The 19,860-nt window shown below is 44.7% G+C and carries 22 protein-coding genes and 1 pseudogene; 3 read left to right on the plus strand and 20 right to left on the minus strand.

What is annotated here, in order from left to right; all coding sequences use genetic code 11:
- Positions 1–804 (minus strand): DDE-type integrase/transposase/recombinase (locus AWB54_RS14120; RefSeq protein ID WP_082736243.1); only part of this gene is annotated, 804 nt, incomplete at its 3' end.
- A gap of 155 nt (positions 805–959) precedes the next feature.
- Positions 960–1,577, minus strand: a complete 618-nt coding sequence (locus AWB54_RS14125) for a DUF6431 domain-containing protein (protein ID WP_235811197.1) — start codon at positions 1,575–1,577, stop codon at positions 960–962.
- A 147-nt stretch (positions 1,578–1,724) separates the two neighbouring features.
- On the opposite strand from AWB54_RS14125, the pseudogene AWB54_RS16835 reads away from it, so the two are divergent.
- Positions 1,725–1,829: pseudogene (locus AWB54_RS16835) on the plus strand (AAA family ATPase); the annotation flags it as partial.
- Between the two features lie 588 nt (positions 1,830–2,417).
- Here the strand turns inward: AWB54_RS16835 and AWB54_RS14130 are convergent.
- Both AWB54_RS14130 and AWB54_RS14135 read right to left on the minus strand, forming a co-directional pair.
- On the minus strand, positions 2,418–3,401 hold the full coding sequence (locus AWB54_RS14130) for a hypothetical protein (protein ID WP_061215245.1): 984 nt from the start codon (positions 3,399–3,401) through the stop codon (positions 2,418–2,420).
- The gene (locus tag AWB54_RS14135) at positions 3,388–3,930 is read right to left on the minus strand and encodes an RNA polymerase sigma factor (protein WP_061215246.1); all 543 of its coding nucleotides are present in this window, start codon (positions 3,928–3,930) and stop codon (positions 3,388–3,390) included. The genes AWB54_RS14130 and AWB54_RS14135 overlap by 14 nt, the downstream gene beginning before the upstream one ends.
- 478 nt (positions 3,931–4,408) lie before the next feature.
- Here AWB54_RS14135 and AWB54_RS14140 point away from each other — a divergent pair, with 478 nt between their 5' ends.
- Both AWB54_RS14140 and AWB54_RS15500 read left to right on the plus strand, forming a co-directional pair.
- Complete coding sequence (locus tag AWB54_RS14140; protein ID WP_061215247.1) at positions 4,409–5,293, plus strand: TetR/AcrR family transcriptional regulator; 885 nt, start codon at positions 4,409–4,411, stop codon at positions 5,291–5,293.
- Positions 5,294–5,417: 124 nt separating this feature from the next.
- A complete protein-coding gene (locus AWB54_RS15500; RefSeq protein WP_082736244.1) occupies positions 5,418–6,746 on the plus strand; it encodes a DUF3795 domain-containing protein in 1,329 nt (442 codons plus the stop codon).
- 189 nt (positions 6,747–6,935) lie between these two features.
- On the opposite strand, the gene AWB54_RS14150 is transcribed toward AWB54_RS15500, so the two are convergent.
- From AWB54_RS14150 to AWB54_RS14225, 16 genes are all read right to left on the minus strand, one after another.
- Positions 6,936–7,436 (minus strand): CarD family transcriptional regulator, encoded by a 501-nt coding sequence (locus tag AWB54_RS14150; RefSeq protein WP_061215248.1) that lies wholly within the window; start codon positions 7,434–7,436, stop codon positions 6,936–6,938.
- A gap of 130 nt (positions 7,437–7,566) precedes the next feature.
- Positions 7,567–8,049 (minus strand): MarR family winged helix-turn-helix transcriptional regulator, encoded by a 483-nt coding sequence (locus tag AWB54_RS14155; protein ID WP_061215249.1) that lies wholly within the window; start codon positions 8,047–8,049, stop codon positions 7,567–7,569.
- A 200-nt stretch (positions 8,050–8,249) separates the two neighbouring features.
- Positions 8,250–8,942 carry a gamma-glutamyl-gamma-aminobutyrate hydrolase family protein gene (locus AWB54_RS14160; RefSeq protein ID WP_082736247.1) on the minus strand — a complete coding sequence of 231 codons (693 nt, stop codon included), beginning with the start codon at positions 8,940–8,942 and terminating at the stop codon, positions 8,250–8,252.
- A 309-nt stretch (positions 8,943–9,251) separates the two neighbouring features.
- A complete protein-coding gene (locus tag AWB54_RS14165; RefSeq protein ID WP_061215251.1) occupies positions 9,252–9,599 on the minus strand; it encodes a type II toxin-antitoxin system PemK/MazF family toxin in 348 nt (115 codons plus the stop codon).
- A gap of 8 nt (positions 9,600–9,607) precedes the next feature.
- Positions 9,608–9,877 carry a CopG family ribbon-helix-helix protein gene (locus AWB54_RS14170; protein ID WP_061215252.1) on the minus strand — a complete coding sequence of 90 codons (270 nt, stop codon included), beginning with the start codon at positions 9,875–9,877 and terminating at the stop codon, positions 9,608–9,610.
- A gap of 267 nt (positions 9,878–10,144) precedes the next feature.
- Positions 10,145–11,269: an alanine racemase gene (gene alr, locus AWB54_RS14175; protein ID WP_061215253.1), complete on the minus strand. Its 1,125-nt coding sequence runs from the start codon at positions 11,267–11,269 to the stop codon at positions 10,145–10,147.
- Positions 11,262–11,717 (minus strand): CBS domain-containing protein, encoded by a 456-nt coding sequence (locus AWB54_RS14180; protein WP_061215254.1) that lies wholly within the window; start codon positions 11,715–11,717, stop codon positions 11,262–11,264. Before AWB54_RS14180 ends, alr begins: the two co-directional genes overlap by 8 nt.
- Positions 11,718–11,843: 126 nt before the next feature.
- A complete protein-coding gene (locus AWB54_RS14185; protein WP_061215255.1) occupies positions 11,844–13,397 on the minus strand; it encodes a bifunctional ADP-dependent NAD(P)H-hydrate dehydratase/NAD(P)H-hydrate epimerase in 1,554 nt (517 codons plus the stop codon).
- Positions 13,398–13,400: 3 nt separating this feature from the next.
- Entirely contained in the window at positions 13,401–13,763 is a 363-nt protein-coding gene (gene acpS, locus AWB54_RS14190) for a holo-ACP synthase (protein WP_235811198.1), read from the minus strand.
- Between the two features lie 97 nt (positions 13,764–13,860).
- Positions 13,861–14,340 (minus strand): chemotaxis protein CheW, encoded by a 480-nt coding sequence (locus AWB54_RS14195; protein WP_061215257.1) that lies wholly within the window; start codon positions 14,338–14,340, stop codon positions 13,861–13,863.
- 526 nt (positions 14,341–14,866) lie between these two features.
- A complete protein-coding gene (yedF, locus tag AWB54_RS14200) occupies positions 14,867–15,454 on the minus strand; it encodes a sulfurtransferase-like selenium metabolism protein YedF (protein ID WP_061215258.1) in 588 nt (195 codons plus the stop codon).
- Positions 15,455–15,587: 133 nt separating this feature from the next.
- A complete protein-coding gene (locus tag AWB54_RS14205; protein ID WP_061215259.1) occupies positions 15,588–16,577 on the minus strand; it encodes a L,D-transpeptidase family protein in 990 nt (329 codons plus the stop codon).
- Between the two features lie 168 nt (positions 16,578–16,745).
- Positions 16,746–17,546: a metal ABC transporter permease gene (locus AWB54_RS14210; protein ID WP_061215260.1), complete on the minus strand. Its 801-nt coding sequence runs from the start codon at positions 17,544–17,546 to the stop codon at positions 16,746–16,748.
- Positions 17,546–18,334 carry a metal ABC transporter ATP-binding protein gene (locus tag AWB54_RS14215; RefSeq protein ID WP_082736248.1) on the minus strand — a complete coding sequence of 263 codons (789 nt, stop codon included), beginning with the start codon at positions 18,332–18,334 and terminating at the stop codon, positions 17,546–17,548. Before AWB54_RS14215 ends, AWB54_RS14210 begins: the two co-directional genes overlap by 1 nt.
- 16 nt (positions 18,335–18,350) lie before the next feature.
- Positions 18,351–19,217, minus strand: coding sequence for a metal ABC transporter solute-binding protein, Zn/Mn family (locus AWB54_RS14220; RefSeq protein WP_061215261.1), 867 nt, complete (start codon positions 19,215–19,217; stop codon positions 18,351–18,353).
- A 20-nt stretch (positions 19,218–19,237) separates the two neighbouring features.
- Entirely contained in the window at positions 19,238–19,663 is a 426-nt protein-coding gene (locus tag AWB54_RS14225; protein ID WP_061215262.1) for a Fur family transcriptional regulator, read from the minus strand.
- Between the last annotated feature and the right edge of the window lie 197 nt (positions 19,664–19,860).

The following is a 19,860-nucleotide window of genomic DNA, read 5'->3' on the forward strand; positions in this document are numbered from 1 at the left end:
GCGGAAAAACCTTTCAATTTTCCCGCGCGTGTTGGCCTGAAAGGGAGGGGAGTGTATGAGGGAACAGCCCATTTGAGCACAAACCATCTGCATCTGGGCGGATCGGAATATTTTCCCATTATCGGTATAAATCATCGAAGGAATACCTTTTCTTAAAACCGCCTCTTTAAGCACTACCCTGAGTGCCGAGAAGTTCTGGCTAAAAGACCATTGGCTGTAGGTAACGAACCTGCTCGCATCATCGAGAAATGCGATTAAGTAAGTTTGTTTTTTGCTCTTACCTACCTTGAGATAGCTCCCATACAAGAGGTCACTTTGCCAAAGTTCATTAATATATTGATGGGCAAATCTTTTCATTTCTTTCTCTTCATCCGGTTCTTTAACGGCGGTCAGGTCTGGGTTAGCTGCCAGGAAGCGGTAGAAGGTAGAAAGGGATACTTCCTGAGGTAATATGGCACCATCTTTAAGCAGGGATTCGTAGAGCATGCTGCTGTTAATTCTGGGCTTTTGTATACGCTTTTCCCTGATCTTTTCCACTAACTCATCATCAATTTTACGGGATTTACCCCGATCCGAACGGTAGCCCGGTTTTAAGGCATCAATACCACCACGTCGATAATCACTAAGCCAACTGCCCAAGGTTTTAGGGGAATACATGCGCATTCCATAATAGGGCATATCAATGGCTTTACTGGTGACTTCGATAAAATATTCCTTTTGATTATCTACTTGTCCATTCAGGACCGGACTGATTAGTGAAAACCTCCTAAGTGCAATTTGTTCTCTTTTCTCATTATCAAGCATAGCAACTAACCTCCCTAAGTTTTGGTAGTTTAAGGAGGCTTAAGCGCTTAAGCCAGACGTCTTCATTTTCATGTTAACATCTGCTGCGGTATGGATATAGGAAAAAGTTCTGTTGCTAAGCTTTTTAGGTAATTGGTTTACACATCACTCCGTTCTCATGCTAAACTATTGTGCAAGGGAGATAGAAAAGAGCGTTTACATTGTTCAAAAAACCTTTGGGAGAAGGTCTGGATTGTGCCAAATCCACCATTAACAATGTGCAGTATCTTTTTTGCTCCCTTTTTTATGTCTAAACCGAAATCCGGAAGGGCTAAATCCGGTAAAAACTGCCTTAATCCAATCTGTATCGAATTTAAATTCATAAGAAATCTCAATATGTAGAACTCAACATGTTGCAGGCCCAGGTGCAGGTTGGGGTGGTGTTTTCTTAAGTTCCGGATAATACTGGCATAGGACATGGCGGATTCAATATGATTGACAATAATCATATAAATCACGGCCAGGGAATACTGGTAATAGGGTAAGCAAAAGGAAGGTAAGTAGGAAACAGTCTTACCACAGAATGGACAATAATAGCGCCTAATCAGTACCCGGCCACGATAGGTTACATCAAGACAATTCCGCCCATAGAAACCGTGCTTTTTCGGGGGTATTGGTATTAAACACTCCGGGTTTGGGCAAGCATCAGGAACCGGAAACTTAAAATTCACGCCCTGTCGTGCATATTCTGCTGGGCTAATCAATGTTAAAAAAATCCGCTGCAAGATTATCACATCCCACAACAGATTCTATAGTATTTTTAATGCTAAAACAAAACGAGAATTATTTGTACTTTGTTTTAGCATTCATTTTGATTACAGATTATTTAATCCGATAAAAAAGGCCCCCTTCGGGAGCCATTAATTTGCGGATTAACAGTCACTCTGGCAGACGCCATTCTTGACCGCATTGTCCACGATTCTCACACGATTTTAATCGATGGCCGGGTGTCCATGCGGGAACGGCACGGAATCAACGGTAGTTAAAGAATCAAAACTGGTTTTTAAGGGCACGAACTTGCTCTTTGGAGACATCAGCTGTACCAACTGCGGAGCGATATTCCTCCCGAACTCAAGAAAGCGAAATGCGGGGTACAACCCCCAAAAGCGGGGACTCTATACGATCCGGGCATCTTGTACGGCAAAGTAAAATACGCTTTGCCGTTGCCCTCCCGCATTTGGCAGATGTGGGGTTGTTTTTAAAGGGTACAACACATGAAATTTTCAAAGAACAAAATATTAATAAAAGTGGTTCTAATGGTTGCACAAGGTGGCTCTATTTCATGCACAATGTGGCTCTAAAACATCACACTGCTGGCTTTTTTGGATCGCAGTAAACAATTAACTCACCTTGTTCAATCAGAACGAGGCCTTTTGGGATAAAAAAGACCTGTTTTTTCCTACGTCTATTGCCTGGCACTATCTTACAGGATTTAATCACTTGGCACCATATGCAGCTTTTGGATTTTTTTAATTGCCTGTTAGAAATTACTTGTTCGGCCTGCCGACATAATGGCCATATTGACAAGCAAAAGGGGTTCCTTTTTTATAGGAACCCCTTTTACTTATTGCGGATTATTTTACTTTTTTCAGAACATAGTAGTCGGGCTGCATGCCACTATAGATATAGTTGCCGTTCTTCCATTCATAGAATAAATAAGTGTCACCGTCTATTTCCTTTATCTCATATTTGCTGGCCACTTTCCCCTTCTTTTCAATTATCAAACCCTTGGTCCAGGTCAGCAAATCGTCAGGGATTTCCTTCTGCGAGGTCATTCCGCCGATTTTGCCGTTTTCGGCAATGTCGAAACGGGTCAGGAACAACTCGCCCGGGGTGAGTTTAGTACCAGGTTTGAATTCTTCTATTGCGGGAACAAAATCCACGCTTTTCCAACTCCCCAGCAACTGCGGATCATTGACAAAAGGATAATCTATTTTATCGCTTTTAGCTGTCATCTGATAGTCGGAATAGTCCTTATCATTTACTTTCTTTAGCACAAAGTAGGGTGGTTCCATATGAAAGTAAGTATAATCGCCGCACTTCCATTCAAAGAACATGTAGGTTGTGCCATTTATCTCTTTTATATCATATTTACTGTTGGTTTTGGCCTGCTTGTCTAAAACCATTCCTTTGGTCCAGGTATATTGAGTAGGGCTTAGCTTAGCATTACCTTTATTGACAGCCATAAGCATGCCCCCATCCTTGTAGAAAACCAGTTGTTTAAGGAACAATGGATCTTCGGAATGATTCTTTCCCGGCACAAATTGCCCGGGTTGGTCAAGCAAATCAACAGACTCCCACAAACCGATTACACTGGTATCATTGACAAAAGGATAATCGGTTTTATCTTTAATGGCGGCAAAGCTAAAGCCCACCATAAGCAACACCACCAGGGAAACTAGAGCGGCCACGGGAACCGCAACCATTTTCTTAAAGCTAAAGCGGTTCTTGCCGGTTTTTTGATGCTGTTGCCAAACCGTAGTGAATTTTAAGGATGGGGCAGCATCATCCAGGTTATCCTTAAAAACCGATTCAATTTTCATATTAAATGATGTCAAGTAAATCATCTCCTTTTTTTAATATTAAGAGACTGTTTTCCTGCAGCTGTTTTTCCAGGGTATTTAGAGCGGAGTTCAAGCGGGACTTGCAAGTGCCCAGCGGTATCCCTAAAACTGCTGCTGTTTCTTGCAATTTTAAGTCCAGATAATAATGTAATACGATGACTTCCCTGCTTTTTAAAGTTAGTTTGTTAATTTCCTGCCATAATTCTGCCGCCAGTTCATTTTTCAGGATTCTATCTTCGATCGTAGTTGAATCTCCACTTTCAGGCGGCTCCCCAAACAGGACCAGCCACTTTTGCCTGCGCAAGGTATTGCGAGTGATATTCAAGGCAATTTTGTATATCCATGGATAAATGGGACGCCGTGAATCGTAACTGCCATACTTCTTAAATACCTGTAAAAATGTGTCCTGGGTAATATCATCAGCCAAAATTGGAGATTTGGATAGAAATAAAGCTAAACGATATACCGCAGATGAATAATCACGGAAAATTGCTTCCGCTTGCTCCTGGCTGATATCCTTCATTAAAACTATCCTCCTTTCAGATATTTAACTGTATAAACCTGAGGGCCTTAAAAGGTTCGGTTCTGTCAATAAAAATAAATTATACTATCTTTACCATTAAATATCATAGTTGACGCAACTGAACGCAAGCAAATGCAAAAAGTCCTGCAAGAAAGCCAAAAAATATATCGCGACCTCTTTGACAACGGGCCACTACTTTTAATAGTGACGCTTTTTTTAGACAAGCCAATATTTGCTGCCACCAATACCATCTCCTGATTTTTTAAAGCATCGGAAGAAACTGCGGAGCAGTATCAACACACCGCTGCAACGAGGTGGGGGATTAGAACCCGCCACCTGTTTTGTTAATAAGCGACCGCTTAGCGGGGGATATATTTCACCTCGTCTATAAAATATGATATTATTGTTGACCCAAAAATGGAAAGCGGTTACAATAAACTAACAAACGGTAGTTAGTTTAAATTGGAGTATATAAAAAATGATCATGACCACTAAAGAAAAAATCAAACAAGCCGCTCTGGCCGCTTTCGCCCAAAAGGGCTATGAAGGTGCCACTATGCAGGAAATAGCCGAAGCAGTAGGAATTAACAAAGCATCGATTTACAACCACTATAAAGGAAAGGAGGACTTATTCTTAGCCGTTTATCAAGATGTGGCCCGTAAATATGAAAAATTGCTTAAACGTATGATAAGAGATTCAGAGAATATGGAGATCCGCGATAAACTGCTGCATATGTTTAAAGAATATATTCTTTTCTACTACAAAGATTTGCATATTTCATTATTTTGGACCCAGTGTTTGGTTTTTGCTCCGCCGGAGTTACGCGAGAATCTGTATGTAGATATCGTGAAACGTGAAGAACCATTTGAAAAAAAGATGTTGGAAATACTGGGGGAAGGAATGCAGCAAGGAATCATCCGGCGGGATATTCCTACCAAGATGCTTCTCTCCTATCGCGCCATGCGGGACGGCCTACTGCTTTGGATGCGAATCGTCCCTGAGTTATCGGGGGAATGGATTGAGGTATTCTGGAAAGACTTCTGGCTGGGTATACAGGAAGGCAAAGGTGGTGGTGAACAGCAAGATGAAACCCGTAATGAGCTGAAACTTAAAGGCAGTCCGGATTCGCAACCTGCAGATAAAGGGGCGTTAAGCCTGTACACTGCCACGTGTTTGATCTGCCACCGAGAATTCGGGATTCCGTTTACCGACTACCGCTACAAAGATATCAAATATAATCGTTGCGCTTACCATGTCTGCGATGATTGCGGAAAAAAGATACAAGAGGAATGCCAAAAAATAACCGGGCTTTCTCCGGAATCAATTGACTTTTGGGAAAGGCTGGAGAATCGCAGGAAATAGTAATTGCGGCCAAACAATTGATATTAGCCGAGATATAGAAGGAGTGGACCCTTTAATGAAGAACGCTAAGGAGTTATATATTAGGCCGGGCAAAAACTAAAACTACTTGAAAGGGGATGTATTAATGGGTGATTATAATTACGACACATACTGCGGGTTGTATTGCGGGGCATGCTCCATCATAAAGGCATACCAGACCGGTATCAAGGACCCCCTGGCCTGCTGTTTGGGCGATGAACTGGGCATGGAGCTGAAATGCCATGGCTGCAAAACGGACAGTGTTTTTGGCAATTGCGCGGTGTGTCAGATCAGAAACTGCGCACGGGGAAAGGGTGTGGAACGCTGTTTGAATTGTAGCGATTTCCCCTGCCCCAATTTTACTTCTATGGAATTCTTGTTGGAAATGCTGCCGCACTGGAACACGGCCGTGACAAATCAGGAATACATTGGGAACCATGGAGCGGCGCGCTGGCTGGAACAGCAGGCAACTCAATGGAAATGCCCTGACTGCCATACCGATTATAGCTGGTATGCCACCCACTGCTCCAATTGCGGCAAAGAACTGAGTACCCTGAGGCCCTATAGAAACAGTTTTGACAAACGCATCTTCCAGTTGATGGCCATGCCGAGCCCGGATGAAATGTTCAAAAAGGAAGTTGTTTTTAAGCTGTCGGGAATGGATCAGGTCAAGGTTCAAAAAGAAATCTCTTATAACCATGGTGAAGGCAAGTTCCTATTGGATCTGTACTTTCCGCCCGGCGCGGTGCGCGGGCAAAAGCTTCCGCTAGTAGTCCTGGTGCATGGCGAAGCAGAGGCCAGAAATATGAAAGACTCGGGGCCCTACACCTCGATGGGCCGGGTAATAGCGGCTTCGGGACTGGCAGCGGCTACCTTTAATCACCGCACCCTGCTGCAGGGTTTTCAGATAAAAGACGTAATCGCCGATATAGAGAATCTTATTGCTTTTCTGATTAATAATGCCGACGCATATGGTATAGATAAGAACCGGATAGCCGTCTGGGCATTATCTTCAGGTGTTCCCTACGGTTTATATGCGGGTATTCACAACCATCCCGCCTATGTTAAATGCATTGTGGCTTACTACGGCTTCGGAGAATTCGCATCCTTATGCGCTTTACTAAACATACCTTTTAATGCCGGGGGATGGGCGAGTATTCAGGCAGAGCAATATTCGCCGCTCCAGTTTTTAAGTCAAAACCCGGACCGAATAGCCCCTATGTTCATTACCCGGGCCGGTCGGGACCAGATTCCCCATCTTCTCGAATCGCTGGACGGCTTCATCAGCACCGCGCTTGCAAACAATATCCATATTGATCTCTACAATCATCCCAACGGAGTCCACGCTTTTGACCTGTTTAATGATGAGCCCCGAACACATGAAATAATAGAAAAGACCCTGGAGTTTTTAAAGAGGCACTTATTAATTCTTTGATGACAGGGTCATGATTGGCAGATGGAATCCCATAATCCATCCACTTCTGCCGGGTATGATTGAATACCGGAATCGGAAATGAACAAGGGCCAGCTTAAATGTGTAGAGGAAAAGTTACCCTCATTTCCACTCCCGCTTCCCTGACCGCCTGGTGATTAAAGCTGTTTACTCTGGCGGTTCGGGGAACGGTTATGAAATATGTTTACTAATATATGAAACAACTTCATCGGGTGAGATGTCCAAAGCTATGGCAAACTCTTCATTCAAGTGTTTTTCAGCAGTATTCAGCAAACCTTCATCTGTAGTGGTTAATTTTCTGCCCACCGCCGATCTGGCTTTTTTCTCTTGATACAGAGTCTTGATAATTTTGACCCATTCTTCGGTTTTTCCGGTTCGAAGCGCAGCTTTATACTGATTGGTTCTCTGCGTATCATTATCTATCCAAGAGCTTGTTTCAATGTCAGGCATCTTGGCTATTAGAGACAGAACGTCATTTTTGGTACTGATTGCTCTCATCATAATATTGGAGTTGTTTACCGGGACCATAATACTCGTTATGCTGGTGTTGTAAACGGGTTTTAAAATGTAATATTCGGTTTCATTGCTGTTGTCATAATTATCTTTTCGAATATCTGCAATCTGACATACCCCATTTAAACCATACACAACATAATCTTTTACTTTGAACATGGATTTTTCTCCTTCCTTTTTGGACATAGACGGTTGTTTTTCGAGCAAGTAAAGGGTGGACTCTCACTGAATAGTTACTGCATGCAGGTCAGTAAGCAGTTGAGGGTAAGCGGCGTGATATCTATATCTATTAGTTGATAGCATCCTTCTCGGGTTCTTGTTCGTCATAGACCGTTTTTATTGCCTGATGCACTTTATAAACGGTGTCGATCATAATTATGCATTCGATTTCATTGATTCTTGATACTTGCTTCTCCAAACTTTCGATAAAGTTGACAATATATTTTTGGATGTACTGCTCCCCCAGTTCAGTCGCCCGCACCAATACAACCCGTTTATCAAAATCTGGGGTGAATTTTTCCAGGATATTTAATTCAACCATCTCATTAATAACCTTGGTCGTATTGGGAAGCAATAATCCGGATTCCTTACTGATATCGGAAATGCGCGGCCTGCCCGTATAATGGTTAAGTTTATAGATAGCGTTCAGAATACGAAAATAGACAGGTTTTATGTTGGGCGGCAGCTGCGGCAGCAACGCGACTGTGTCCTTGGCGCATTGAAACGCACCCAAAATATTGTTAACCAATTGTGTTTCAATCTTATTCAGCAAACAACACCCCATATACTTATATAATATAATTATAATATATAAGTATTTGACACAAATGTCAAGAACCTGAATATTCTGGTGCTGAGAGCTGATTCGGAACGACACGGGGGTCGTTCCCTACACACCCTTCGCTATGCAAGCTATGCATATTTATAACTTTTTGCAGTGACATCATAATTAACCCCATTTTAATCTGCCTGTTATTTTGTCATATATGCAGCCTCGATCAATGTCCGAAACAATCTCCGGGAATACTCATCCCGCAAGAATTCGGGATGCCATTGAACTCCTAGCCAGAAGTTTTTATCTATACTCTCAATAGCCTCAATGGTACCATCGGGAGCCCGGGCGCTTACTCTCATTCCTACTCCCGCTTCCCTGACCGCCTGGTGATGAAAGCTGTTTACTCTGGCTTCATGATTGTCCATAATCCGGGCCAGCAGAGTTTCTTTGTATACTAATATATCATGAAAAGGATAATAGCGCGGAGCATTTTGCTCATGACTCATTCCTGTAGCCAAATCCTGAACAAGCTTGCCGCCGGAGGCCACGGAAAGCAATTGACAGCCCCGGCAAATTCCTAAAACCGGGATGTTTTGGAGCAGCAGTCTTCGAGCCAGCTTAAGTTCAAAGGAATCCCTTAAGGGGTTTATCTCACCCAGACCTGTTTCGGGAACTTCCCCCCAGTAAAAGGGATCAATATCCCCGCCCCCGGAGAAAATAAAAGCATCACAAATATCCAGATATTCATCAACCAGCGCAACATCATCCAGGGCGGGAAGGATAAGGGGCACCCCTCCGCCTTCTCTAACGGAAACAACATAAGCTTCTTTTAAACAATAAAGACTTTCAGCCGCATTATGGTTGGCGCTAATACCTATTACCGCTTTCATTGCTTCCCCTTTCCTCTCCCCGGTATCACCGGGTTCATTTTCTAATAATACATTCAAGATTCTACTGTAAAAAGTTATTTATATTCATTGGATTGCAACAAAAAGGGTTTTTGCAACGGAGTCAATTCAAGTCTCCCCCAAAAAATAACAGGTTCTGGCTTAGAACCTGCTAAGTATGCTGCAAAGATTGGCATCCCTTATCCCGACGAACGACAAGCGTTTTCCGATACCCACCATCCGTCTCCCGTTTTCCGTCTTCCGACTTCCGTTTTCCGTCCTCCGTCTTCCGACTTCCGATTTATTATGTAATCAGACTTCCGTTAAACCCAGGCTGATGTTTAGAGCCTGGTCAACCTTGTTCATGGTATCGTCATTTAAAACGGCTATTCGTTGTTTTAGTCTGGTTTTATCAATAGTCCGTATCTGTTCTGCCAGAATTACCGAATCTCTCTCTAACCCGTATACTGCTGCTTTGAGCTCGACATGAGTAGGCAATTTGGCCTTATTAATCTGGGCGGTAATAGCGAGAATAATAGTAGTGGGACTGTACTGGTTGCCTATATCATTTTGCACAACCACCACTGGCCTGACGCCACCCTGTTCTGAGCCGATCACCGGGTTTAGTTGAGCAAAATATATTTCACCACGTTTGATCATCTATCCAATCACTCCAACAAATTTTCTATGGAATTGACCAGGGCTTCCTCCTCCACTCCACTATTCTTACAGGCAATATTCAGATTAATTTCCGCCATCTCCAGATAACCCTTTTTCATTTGTTCTATGGCCATTAATCTTTTGCGCTCCCCAAGATAAAACTTTATGGCTTCCCGGACAATCTGACTGCGGTTTTTACTTTCCTCCAGGGTAATATGATCAACCTCTGACAGTAAGCTTTCTGAAACAGTTATTATAATTCTTCTTGAGGCTGGCAAAGCGAGCACCTCCAAAATTGATTTCCGTTCGATACTATTAATTAATTATAATTAATTACTAGGCATGCTCGCAAATCCAATAATTACATTCCGCCAGCCTTTTAAGCACCGGAAGAAACTACGGAGCAGCTTCAACACAGCGCTGCAACGAGGCAGGGATTAGAACCCGCCGCCTGTTTTATTAAAGAACCCGGCCGCTTAAAGAAGCACCCTGCGGGCACCACTGATGTTCGCTTCGCTCACTATTGTGGACGCGGGGGAGATATTTCACCTCGTTATATACAACCTCGGCACCCGTGCGCTAACCGCACATACTATTTCATAATTGATGGTACCTAATATCCGGGCTAAATCATCTGCAGTCACCCCATCTGATGGCTTTCCGAAAAGTATCACTTCATCTCCTTCTTCCACCCTCTCCAGTCCACTAACATCAAACATGCATTGATCCATACATACCATTCCAATTGAAGGTGCTTTTTCCCCTCTGATAACGGCTGTCGATCGGTTGGATAATAAGCGATGATATCCATCAGCATAGCCAATGGGCACAGTTGCTACCCGGGTCGCTCGTTGGCAACAAAAGGTTCTGCCATAACTCACATAATGACCAGGCTCCAAAACCTTAAGATAACTAATCCGGCTCTTCAGAGTCATGGACGGGATGATATCCAGGCCCAGCCTTTTCATGTCTTCCGAAGGATAAAGACCATAGATGACAATTCCTGCTCTCACCATATTTAGATGGGCTTCAGGAATATCCAATAGAGCAGCACTGTTGGAACAATGCTTTAGGGGAATGGAAAGGCCCCTCTTCTCCAGATTGCTTACAAAATTGGAGAATGCTCTGAGCTGCTCATAAGTAAAGCTCTTGTCTTTAGCATCAGCATCCGCAAAGTGGGTAAATATTCCTTCTGCTTCGATTCCGGGCAGGGCGGCAATTTCCTGTATCAGTGCAAGTGATGACGGGATCGGAGCAAAACCCAAACGTCCCATTCCACTATCAATCTTAATGTGTACCCGGGCTGTCCGGCTTAGCTTGCTTGCTGCCTGTGATAGTGCCCGAGCAAAGGAAAGGGAAAAAACACTGGCGCTTATATCGTATTCAACCGTTGCTTCGGCAAATTCTTCCGGAATAAAGCCAAGTACCAGTACTGGAGCCTTGATTCCCTCTTCCCTTAAATGAATGGCTTCATCCAGACTGGCTACACCCAGCCATTCCACCCCCTCTTGCAGGCAGGCCCGGGATACTTCTAGCATACCATGACCGTAAGCATCAGCTTTTACCACTGCCATTATCATCGCCGGGCTAACTCTATTTCTGACCATGAGTATATTGTGTTTTATGGCTGTTAAGTCTATTTCTGCCCAGGTTGGTCTTCTATTATCCATTCTTTTTTACCAGCGACTTCAAAATATCATTGCGGGAAATTATACCCACCAGCTTTCCATGCCGGACCACAGGCACCCGGTTAACCTGTTTTTCCTGCATGATTTCTACGATTCTACTCACTTCCGTGTCCTCTTCCACCATAATTACTCTGCTGGTCATGGCATCATTAACTTGTGACGCGGTAAATTTCTTAAGATTATTATTAAATCGTATGGGGTTTTCCAGAAAAATAATACTGTCAAATAAAGTAACATAGAAAGGCATCTTCAACTCACTGGCTTTAACTATTAAATCCTTTTCCGTTACTATCCCTATCACATGCCTATCGGCATCAACTACCGGGACTCCGCTTATCTTCTCTTTCAATAAAATTCGCGCTACCTCTTCCAGGCTGTCATTCTTATTTACGGCAATAACTTCCCTGGTCATTATGTCTTTGGCTAGCATCTTACACACTTCTCTCCCTGTATAAATTTTGAATAATGCAAAAAGTGATTCCGCTGCAAAAAGTAATAATTATGCATTTGCTTGCATAAATATTCCGCTCGCAGAATAAGCTCTTGGCAATGCTTATCATCTCTCAAATTGCTGCAGAATATCCGGCAGGCTGTTAAGAATATCACCCGCCAGCAACCCCCGCTGCCCCTTTATTTCAGCGGCCCGGTCTCCGGCCATCCCGTGCAAATACACCCCGGCAATAGAAGCATCCAGGGGCCTCAAGCCTTGAGCCATAAGCCCGGTTATCAGACCACAGAGCACATCACCGCTTCCGGCAGTCGCCATTCCGGGATTACCGGTAATGTTTAAGAATATTTCTCCGGCTGCACTGGCAATTAATGTCTTGTTTCCCTTCAATACCAGGGTGACTCCCCATTGCTGAGCAAATTTACGGGCCACGGCAACGCGGTTGGACTGGATTTCCTCAATATTTTTTCCTGTAAGCCGGGCCATCTCACCGGGATGAGGGGTAAGAACCACGGGAACCTGGTGATCCTTTAATATGTTTAGATCCTCAGCCAGAGCGTTAAGTCCATCGGCATCTATCAATATGGGAATACCGGCTTTTTTCAAAAGTGAATGAAGTATGGCGGAGGCTTCGGGAAAACGGGACATCCCGGGGCCGATAGCACAGGCTGAGGCCCGGCCCAGCAAGCCTTCAATAAGGGGCAAAGCCTCCAGAGCCATGGTCCCCTGCTTGCTCTCCGCCAGCGGGCTGCTCATTATTTCCATCCACCCGGCATCAACCACTCCCAGCAGCGACTCTGGAACCGCTGCCGTTACTAATCCCGCACCACTTTTAAGGGCGGCACCAGCGGCCATGATTACCGCTCCGCTCAAACCCGGTGAAGCTCCTATAATTAGGACATGACCGTAAGTTCCCTTGTGTGATTCAGGATGGCGGGGTCCAAGCCAGGACTTAACCATAGCTTCGCTTATCAAGCCGGTCTTCAAGTTTTTATCCTGTAAAAGCGGGGCGGGAATGGATATATCGGCAACGCTCAAAGTACCAACATAGTCTTTTCCCGGCTCCAACAGCAGGCCGATTTTAGGCAGGGCAAAGCTTACCGTATGGGAAGCCTGGATAGCTTCCCCATGAACCCTGCCGCTATCGGCCTCAACCCCGGAGGGAATGTCCACTGCCACAACCAGTGCTTTGCTCCAGTTGACCATCCTTACTATCTGAGAATCAAAATCATTCATCTGCCCCTGGAAACCGATACCATAGATGGCATCAACAATAAGGTCACAGGACAAAAGTGCCAGCATCAATCTATCCAGGTCTTCTTCCAACTGCAGTGGAAAGATATTCCGGCTCATCCGGGAAAGTATTTGGTAATTGGTATATGAATCCTGGGTCATTTCATCACTGCCGGCCAGCAAGAAAACATCAACATGAATACCGGCATTAATAAGATGACGGGCCACCACCAGCCCATCCCCCCCGTTATTGCCTTTCCCCGCCAGAACAACTACCTTCTTGGACTGGCTGCTTTCCAGCAAATCTTCAATAACTTCCACCGTTCTTATTCCAGCATTCTCCATAAGGATAAGGCTGGGAATCCCATATTCGCTGGTAGCTTTGCTATCAATAGCCTTCATTTCCCGGGCGGTAAGTATTTTCACCATTTATCACCCTTTCTCTGCAATTACCACAGCAATCGCCTGCTCCTGCGAGTGAGAGAGGCTCAATGATATTTTCCCTATACCCTGTTCCCGACATATTTCCGCTGCGCTCCCATACAAAAGCAGCTCCGGCCGTCCATCCTCCAGGCTCAGAACCTCAACATCATGAAAGGCTGCTCCTGCAGTAAAAGCCGGATGCAGCTTGCGCAGCGCTTCCCGGGCCGCAAAACGAACGGCCAGAGAAGGATAGGGATTTTTCTTGCTAAAGCAATATAATCGTTCCTGCTCCGTAAACAAGCGCTGCAGAAGCCGGGGAGTCCGGGTAAGCGCCTCTTTTACCCGTTCAATTTCTATTATATCTATTCCCACTAACAATTACATTTTCCTCCCGGTTTAGCTTACACTCATTGTATAACAAAACAAAGCCCTGAAACCATTCCAGGATTCAGGGCGGTGTAGGCGGGCTCTAAACTACAGCTTCACTCATATCCACCAGCTCTGTCTTTTCCTTTTCATTCAGTATTCTATCCATATCCAGCAGAATTAACAACCTGTCATCCAATTTTCCCACCCCGGTAAGATAATCAGCCGCGATTCCCCCAATCACTGCCGGTGGAGGCTCAATGCTTTCGGTAGACAAACGCAAAACCTCGCTTACTTCATCAACAATGATTCCTACAGTTTGCCCCTCTACCTCCACCACCACACTGCGGCTCTCGCTGGTGGTTTCTGATGCTCCCATTTGAAATCGTTTTTTCAGGTCTATAATAGGGATTATTTTTCCCCGGAGATTTATTATTCCTTCAACAAAATCAGGTGCCTGGGGAAGTTTGGTCGGCACAGGCATGGTTATAATTTCCTGTACCTTGGTAATAGGAACACCGTATTCGCAAACTACATTGTCCCTTTTCAGGGTGAAGACAACCAGTTGAATTTCATCAGCCATATTTATCCCCTCCTCCAGAACTATCGTAATATTCAACTATTTAATAGCTATATTCGGCACCCGATAATATTTCCCTTTATCTAAATAAATTTTTTGGGTAAATTTATCCAAGCCTCAAAAACCCCAGGCAGCAAGATATATTTTCCCTAAAAAATAAGAGCCACCCAGGTTATCTTATACTGATAAAACCCGCGTGGCGATTGCTAAAAAGCAAATTATAAGCTAATGTTGATTCTACTGCAAAAAGTTATTAATATTCATTGGCTTGTATAAATATACCGCTCGCAGTCTTCGCATGGGCAACACCTGCGGCTTGTCTCGCGGCTCAAGGGGTACACGCTAACCTCCCATCCATGGTCGTATAGCGCTCTCGCGACGTCCTGTCGCTCGCCCCCTTTCGCCTGCTCGCCTTCGCCGGGCGTTGCAACCATGCTTCGCCAACGCTCGCTTTGTATATTTATGCAACCCTTATGCAACAAAAGGGGTTTTCGCAGTGGAGTCAATGTTTTTAAACTGCAGTTTTTTACTACAAAGTGATTACCCTGGCAGCCCCGTTCAAACGCTCCACAATAGTGTACATATTGGTGGTAATTCCAACCCGGAGCTTGTCACTGAGTTGGAAAGAATCCAGGCAAGTACCACAGGATAAAACCTCCACTCCACTTTCCTCCAGCAATCTGATTTGCTCCAACACTTCAGAACCTTCCGTGCTTAATAATACCCCGCCGTTCATAAATATTAGCGACTTTACCGCCCCTTCCACCTGGGTCAGAGTATAAATAAAGTTCTTCATAAGCAGAGCTCCCAGCTTGTCATCACCCCGCCCCAGTACATTTCCGCTTATTAAAACTACAGTATTACTGTAAGAATTTTCTGCCAGGCTCAAGTTGTCAGAGCTTTCTCCTTTCCATATGTCGATATAATAGTTGCCCTCCTTCTCATCCACCTTGCATTCCAGTTTGAGGGTCTGAGCCAGTCGGGATACATTCTCTAAAGCGTTGCTATTGTCTACAATAGTTAATACTTCCGAAATTTCTTCTTCTTCCAGCGCTTTTTTGGTTAAAACTACCGGTTGGGGGCAGGTTAAACCCCGGGCATCTATGGTTTTTCTCATTTTCCATTCAACTCCTCGCTTTGCTTTCAAACATTTTACCATATTATTTATCATATATTATATAATTAATTGTAATGAATCATCTTTTTAATTTAAACTTGAAATGTTTAACTATACCCCCGCAAGGAATATCTCATTTTATCATCCCCATAGCCCGGTAAGTGGCCTCATCCATTTCTCCGGTAACTTCCAGCCCGTGCCAGGCTTGAAAGTACTTTACCGCCAGCTCGGTCATATTGCCATAGCGCCCATCCGCCCGGTCAAATTCCAAACCCAGCTCTTTTAGCCTGCTCTGCACATATACCACCCTCTGCCCGGAGGAATTCTTTTTCAGGAGAACCGGTTTTAGATCCTGGGGAAACATTTTACCATTCTCCACAATCCTCACCCTGGTTCCAGGCGGAACTAAAGGATAAAGTTCTTCCACATGCCGGTTGAACATTCTTATACAACCATGAGAAGCATAGGAACCTATGGAACCAGGTTTATTGGTTCCGTGTATACCGAAAATTCCCCAGGGTACATTCAAGCCCATCCAACGGGTGCCAAAACCGTTACCCCAGTTAAGCCCCTTGTGGACCACCTTCCATTCTCCCAGAGGAGTAGGTGTCTTGCTTTTGCCCACGGCTACCGGATATTCTTTAACCGGCTTTCCATCCTCAGTCAGCACCAGCTTTCTGCTAGACACATCTATTTCGATAAGCAAGCGTCCCCGTTTATCCTGAGAATCTCCCTGCAAGCATGGTTCTCCGGCATCGCTCAATAGTAAAGCTTCCCAAACCGGGCGGTTTACTACCCCATTCTCTTCCAGGCCGCTGGCTACTTGAAAGAGCCGGACTATCTGGCTGGTGGGGAGATTGTAGATTCCACTGGGTTGAATATCATAACCCAGTTCCTTAAGCCGGGCTTGGACCAACCATACACTTTCACCCTCCAACTGCGGTTCGGCCAGAAAAAGACTGGGAAAATCAGTCCGGTCTATCTTATTTACAGGGATTTTCTGTGAATTTGCCTTTTGTGGATTCATTATAGTGCTTTCCGCCATTAACGGAGCAGTTCCGATGCATATGCCGATACATATGAAAGTGAAAATAAAAAAATACAAGGTAAAAGACTTTAGCAAAGCTAAAAACCCCCAATATTTTTTTCTTTTACCTTTCTATTCAGCTTATCATTTTTTTATGAATGAATCCCCAACCCCTCTTTTTTGCATAAGGGTTGCATAAGTATAAAGCATAATAATACTTATTACTTTTTGCAGTGACATCAATTCTTTCGAAAAACTAAACTGCTATCCAAAACGTTGCCTGCTAGCTGTAGAGATGATGAAGCCGGCTGCCGCCAGTAAAATGATGGTAGCTCCGGAAGGCAGGTCAAAGAAGTAAGAAAGGAAAATCCCCCCGCTATTGAATACTATACCCAGGATAATGGCCAGTACCATCATCCCTTTCAAGCTCTTTGACGACTGCCCGGCAATGGCCGGAGGTATGCTCATCAAAGCAATCACCAGGATAATTCCCACCGCCCTTATCATTACTACTACTGTCAACGCTATCAAGAGTAATAATAAGAGGTTGAACAAGCGGGTGGAGATACCCGCAACCTGGGCAAATTCTTCGTCGAAAGCAACTGCTTTCAGCTCTTCAAAATAAAACCAAACCACTGCTACAATAATGGCATCCAGAATGCTTATCAATATTAAATCCTGAAAAGGTACCGCCAGAATGTTGCCGAAGAGGTAACTCATTAAATCACTAGTATAGCCAGGGGAGAGTTTGACAAAAATAACCCCCAGGGCCATACCCACCGCCCAAATTATACCTATGAGAGTGTCTTCCCTCTGGCGGGTCCGTTCAGCCAGTACCCCCATGCCCAGAGCCGAAATTACGGTAAAAAATACCGCTCCCAGTATGGGGTTGATGCCCAGGAAATATCCCAGTCCGATTCCTCCATAAGCAGTGTGCGAAATGCCACCGCTAATAAAGACTATCCTCTTTATTACCACATAGCTTCCCACCACGCCGCAAGCAATACTGGCCAGAATTCCGGCAGCCAGAGCATGGCGCAGGAAATCAAATTGCAGTAATTCCATCAACTTCCTACCACCCCATCATGAGCTGCTAACACCCGGTGAGGCACTCCATGGGCTATTAATTCTACCGGGCACTGGTAACCCTTTTCTATCATTTCCGGGCTTAATTCTTTGCTATGCTGGTAATAGAGTTTACAGTTTAAACAGGCCAGGGTCTTCACATATACCGAAATAGCACTGATATCATGGGAAACCAGGATTAAGGTCATCTCACGATTGAGCTCCTCTAACAACTCATAAAAGCCGGCCTGAAAACGGGAATCAATACTGGCGGTGGGCTCGTCCAAGAGCAAGATTTCCGGCCGCCCCGCCAGAGCCCGGGCTACCAGCACCCGCTGTATTTCACCCCCAGAAAGCTCACCTATGGGGCGATGCCGCAGTTCATACATTTCCACCCGTTTCAGTACTTCCCGGGCGATCTCCTGATCCAGCTCGGAATAGCTCCTCCCTCTTTTCGAGCCCAGGCGTCCCATCAAAACCACTTCCCAGACATTAACCGGAAAGCTGCGGTCAAAGGCAGCGTATTGTGGAACATAGGCTACCTGACCTCTATTTTTTTTCATCTTTTCTCCCATTATTTTGATAGTCCCGGCTTCCGCTGTTACCAGCCCCAGAATAGTTTTTAGCAGCGTAGTTTTTCCCCCGCCGTTGGGACCAATAATCCCCAGGAAATCTTTTTCATATACGCTGAGGTTCACCTCTTCCAGCACTGTTCGTCCATCCAGCTTAACCAGCAGATTTTCTATTTCGATAACTTTCTTTCTTTCTTCTCTATCCATTCTATCCATCAACTGCACCTGTGCTTCAATCAGACAAAGCATCGGCCAGGGTTTTAGCCGCTGCTTGCATATCACTTATATAGTTTCGGGGCAGAGGATCAAGGAATACCACCTTTCCTCCGATCTCCTGGGCAAAGACTTCCGCGCTCCTGCTGCTATGCTGGGGAGAAGCAAATACTTCGTTGATTTTTTTAGCCCGGGCTTCTTCCACCAGGCGGGCTAATTCACGGGCTCCAGGTTCCTTGCCGTGTTCCTCGATGGCTATTTCCTCCAAACCATAATCACGGGCAAAGTATCCCCAGGCCGGGTGATAAACTATAAAGCTTTTTTGCTTTACTCCGGAAAGAATCTCCTCGATTTCTTTATCCAGCTCATCCAATGCAAGCAGCAATTGTTCCAGGTTGCGGCTATAAAAGGCCTTGTTGTCAGGATCAAGCTGGATCAGGGTTTCAGCAATGTTGGCCGCCTGTTTTTTCACCAATCGGGGAGAAAGCCATATATGGGGATTGTGTTCATCGAAGTCAATAGACTGGGAAGAATCCAGAACCAGCATTTTTTTATTGGCAGCAATAAGACGGGGCAGCCATATTTCCTCACTGGGAAGCTTGCCCGACATTATGTAAACATCCGCAGTGCTCAATTCTTTCAACTGGGCCGGGCTAATTTCATAATTTTCGGGGTTGGCACCGGGCGGAATCATTACGGATACATCGACTTTGTCCCCCCCAATGCACTCAACAAAATAGGCTTGGGGTAAAATACTTACAAAGGCTTTGATTTTACCCGTATGCTCCTCTGCATCCAATACCGGATTGCTCTGGGAAGCTGGCTTACAACCCGGCAAAATTAATATTCCCAGTAATAGTAGAACTGGCCAAAGCTTTTTCCTCATTTTTTCCTCCCTCTCAATATCTATTTTCCAGTCTCTTTCAACTGGCATTCCCGGCAATAGCCGGTTATTTCAAAATAATGGGAATCAACGCTGAATCCATGTTCCTGAATAAGCTCCTCTACCCTTCCCTGCAAAGGGCAAATTCCGATTTTTATCGCTGCTCCACAGCCCAGACAAAGCAGGTGGTGATTGTGTCCCTGGTTTATTTGAAAACGGGCGGCAGCATCAGCTATTTCTAGTTTGCTCAAAACCCCTATTTCCACCAGAAGATTGAGGTTGCGATAAATAGTTGCCACTGAGATACGCGGTTCTTTTTTCTTGATCCGCTCCGCCGTTTCTTCAGCGGTCAGGGGGCGGTCGCTTTTTTGCAGGATATCCAGAATCAAGCGGCGCTGAGGGGTAATCTTAAAGCCGCAATTGCTTAATTCCTGCAGCCTGGAGTTCATGGTAATACCTCCTAGTTGGTAACTATTATTATTTGCAAGTTTATAGCTTTTTATAACTAAATGCAAGTAAGATTCTACTGCAAAAAGTTATTAATATTCATTGGCTTGTATAAATATACCGCTCGCAGTCTTCGCATGGGCAACACCTGCGGCTTGTCTCGCGGCTCAAGGGGTACACGCTAACCTCCCATCCATGG

This window comes from Syntrophomonas wolfei subsp. methylbutyratica, from assembly GCF_001570625.1.
In the GTDB taxonomy this organism is placed as follows: domain Bacteria; phylum Bacillota; class Syntrophomonadia; order Syntrophomonadales; family Syntrophomonadaceae; genus Syntrophomonas; species Syntrophomonas methylbutyratica.

What these genes read in the sequence shown, in the direction of transcription:
- AWB54_RS14135 (WP_061215246.1), bottom strand. Translation starts at nt 3,930, where the DNA reads ATGAAGGATATCAGCCAGGAGCAAGCGGAAGCAATTTTCCGTGATTAT.
- AWB54_RS14140 (WP_061215247.1), top strand. Translation starts at nt 4,409, where the DNA reads ATGATCATGACCACTAAAGAAAAAATCAAACAAGCCGCTCTGGCCGCT.
- AWB54_RS15500 (WP_082736244.1), top strand. Translation starts at nt 5,418, where the DNA reads ATGGGTGATTATAATTACGACACATACTGCGGGTTGTATTGCGGGGCA.
- AWB54_RS14150 (WP_061215248.1), bottom strand. Translation starts at nt 7,436, where the DNA reads ATGTTCAAAGTAAAAGATTATGTTGTGTATGGTTTAAATGGGGTATGT.
- AWB54_RS14160 (WP_082736247.1), bottom strand. Translation starts at nt 8,942, where the DNA reads ATGAAAGCGGTAATAGGTATTAGCGCCAACCATAATGCGGCTGAAAGT.
- AWB54_RS14165 (WP_061215251.1), bottom strand. Translation starts at nt 9,599, where the DNA reads ATGATCAAACGTGGTGAAATATATTTTGCTCAACTAAACCCGGTGATC.
- alr (WP_061215253.1), bottom strand. Translation starts at nt 11,269, where the DNA reads ATGGATAATAGAAGACCAACCTGGGCAGAAATAGACTTAACAGCCATA.
- AWB54_RS14180 (WP_061215254.1), bottom strand. Translation starts at nt 11,717, where the DNA reads ATGCTAGCCAAAGACATAATGACCAGGGAAGTTATTGCCGTAAATAAG.
- AWB54_RS14185 (WP_061215255.1), bottom strand. Translation starts at nt 13,397, where the DNA reads ATGGTGAAAATACTTACCGCCCGGGAAATGAAGGCTATTGATAGCAAA.
- AWB54_RS14195 (WP_061215257.1), bottom strand. Translation starts at nt 14,340, where the DNA reads ATGGCTGATGAAATTCAACTGGTTGTCTTCACCCTGAAAAGGGACAAT.
- yedF (WP_061215258.1), bottom strand. Translation starts at nt 15,454, where the DNA reads ATGAGAAAAACCATAGATGCCCGGGGTTTAACCTGCCCCCAACCGGTA.
- AWB54_RS14210 (WP_061215260.1), bottom strand. Translation starts at nt 17,546, where the DNA reads ATGGAATTACTGCAATTTGATTTCCTGCGCCATGCTCTGGCTGCCGGA.
- AWB54_RS14215 (WP_082736248.1), bottom strand. Translation starts at nt 18,334, where the DNA reads ATGGATAGAATGGATAGAGAAGAAAGAAAGAAAGTTATCGAAATAGAA.
- AWB54_RS14220 (WP_061215261.1), bottom strand. Translation starts at nt 19,217, where the DNA reads ATGAGGAAAAAGCTTTGGCCAGTTCTACTATTACTGGGAATATTAATT.
- AWB54_RS14225 (WP_061215262.1), bottom strand. Translation starts at nt 19,663, where the DNA reads ATGAACTCCAGGCTGCAGGAATTAAGCAATTGCGGCTTTAAGATTACC.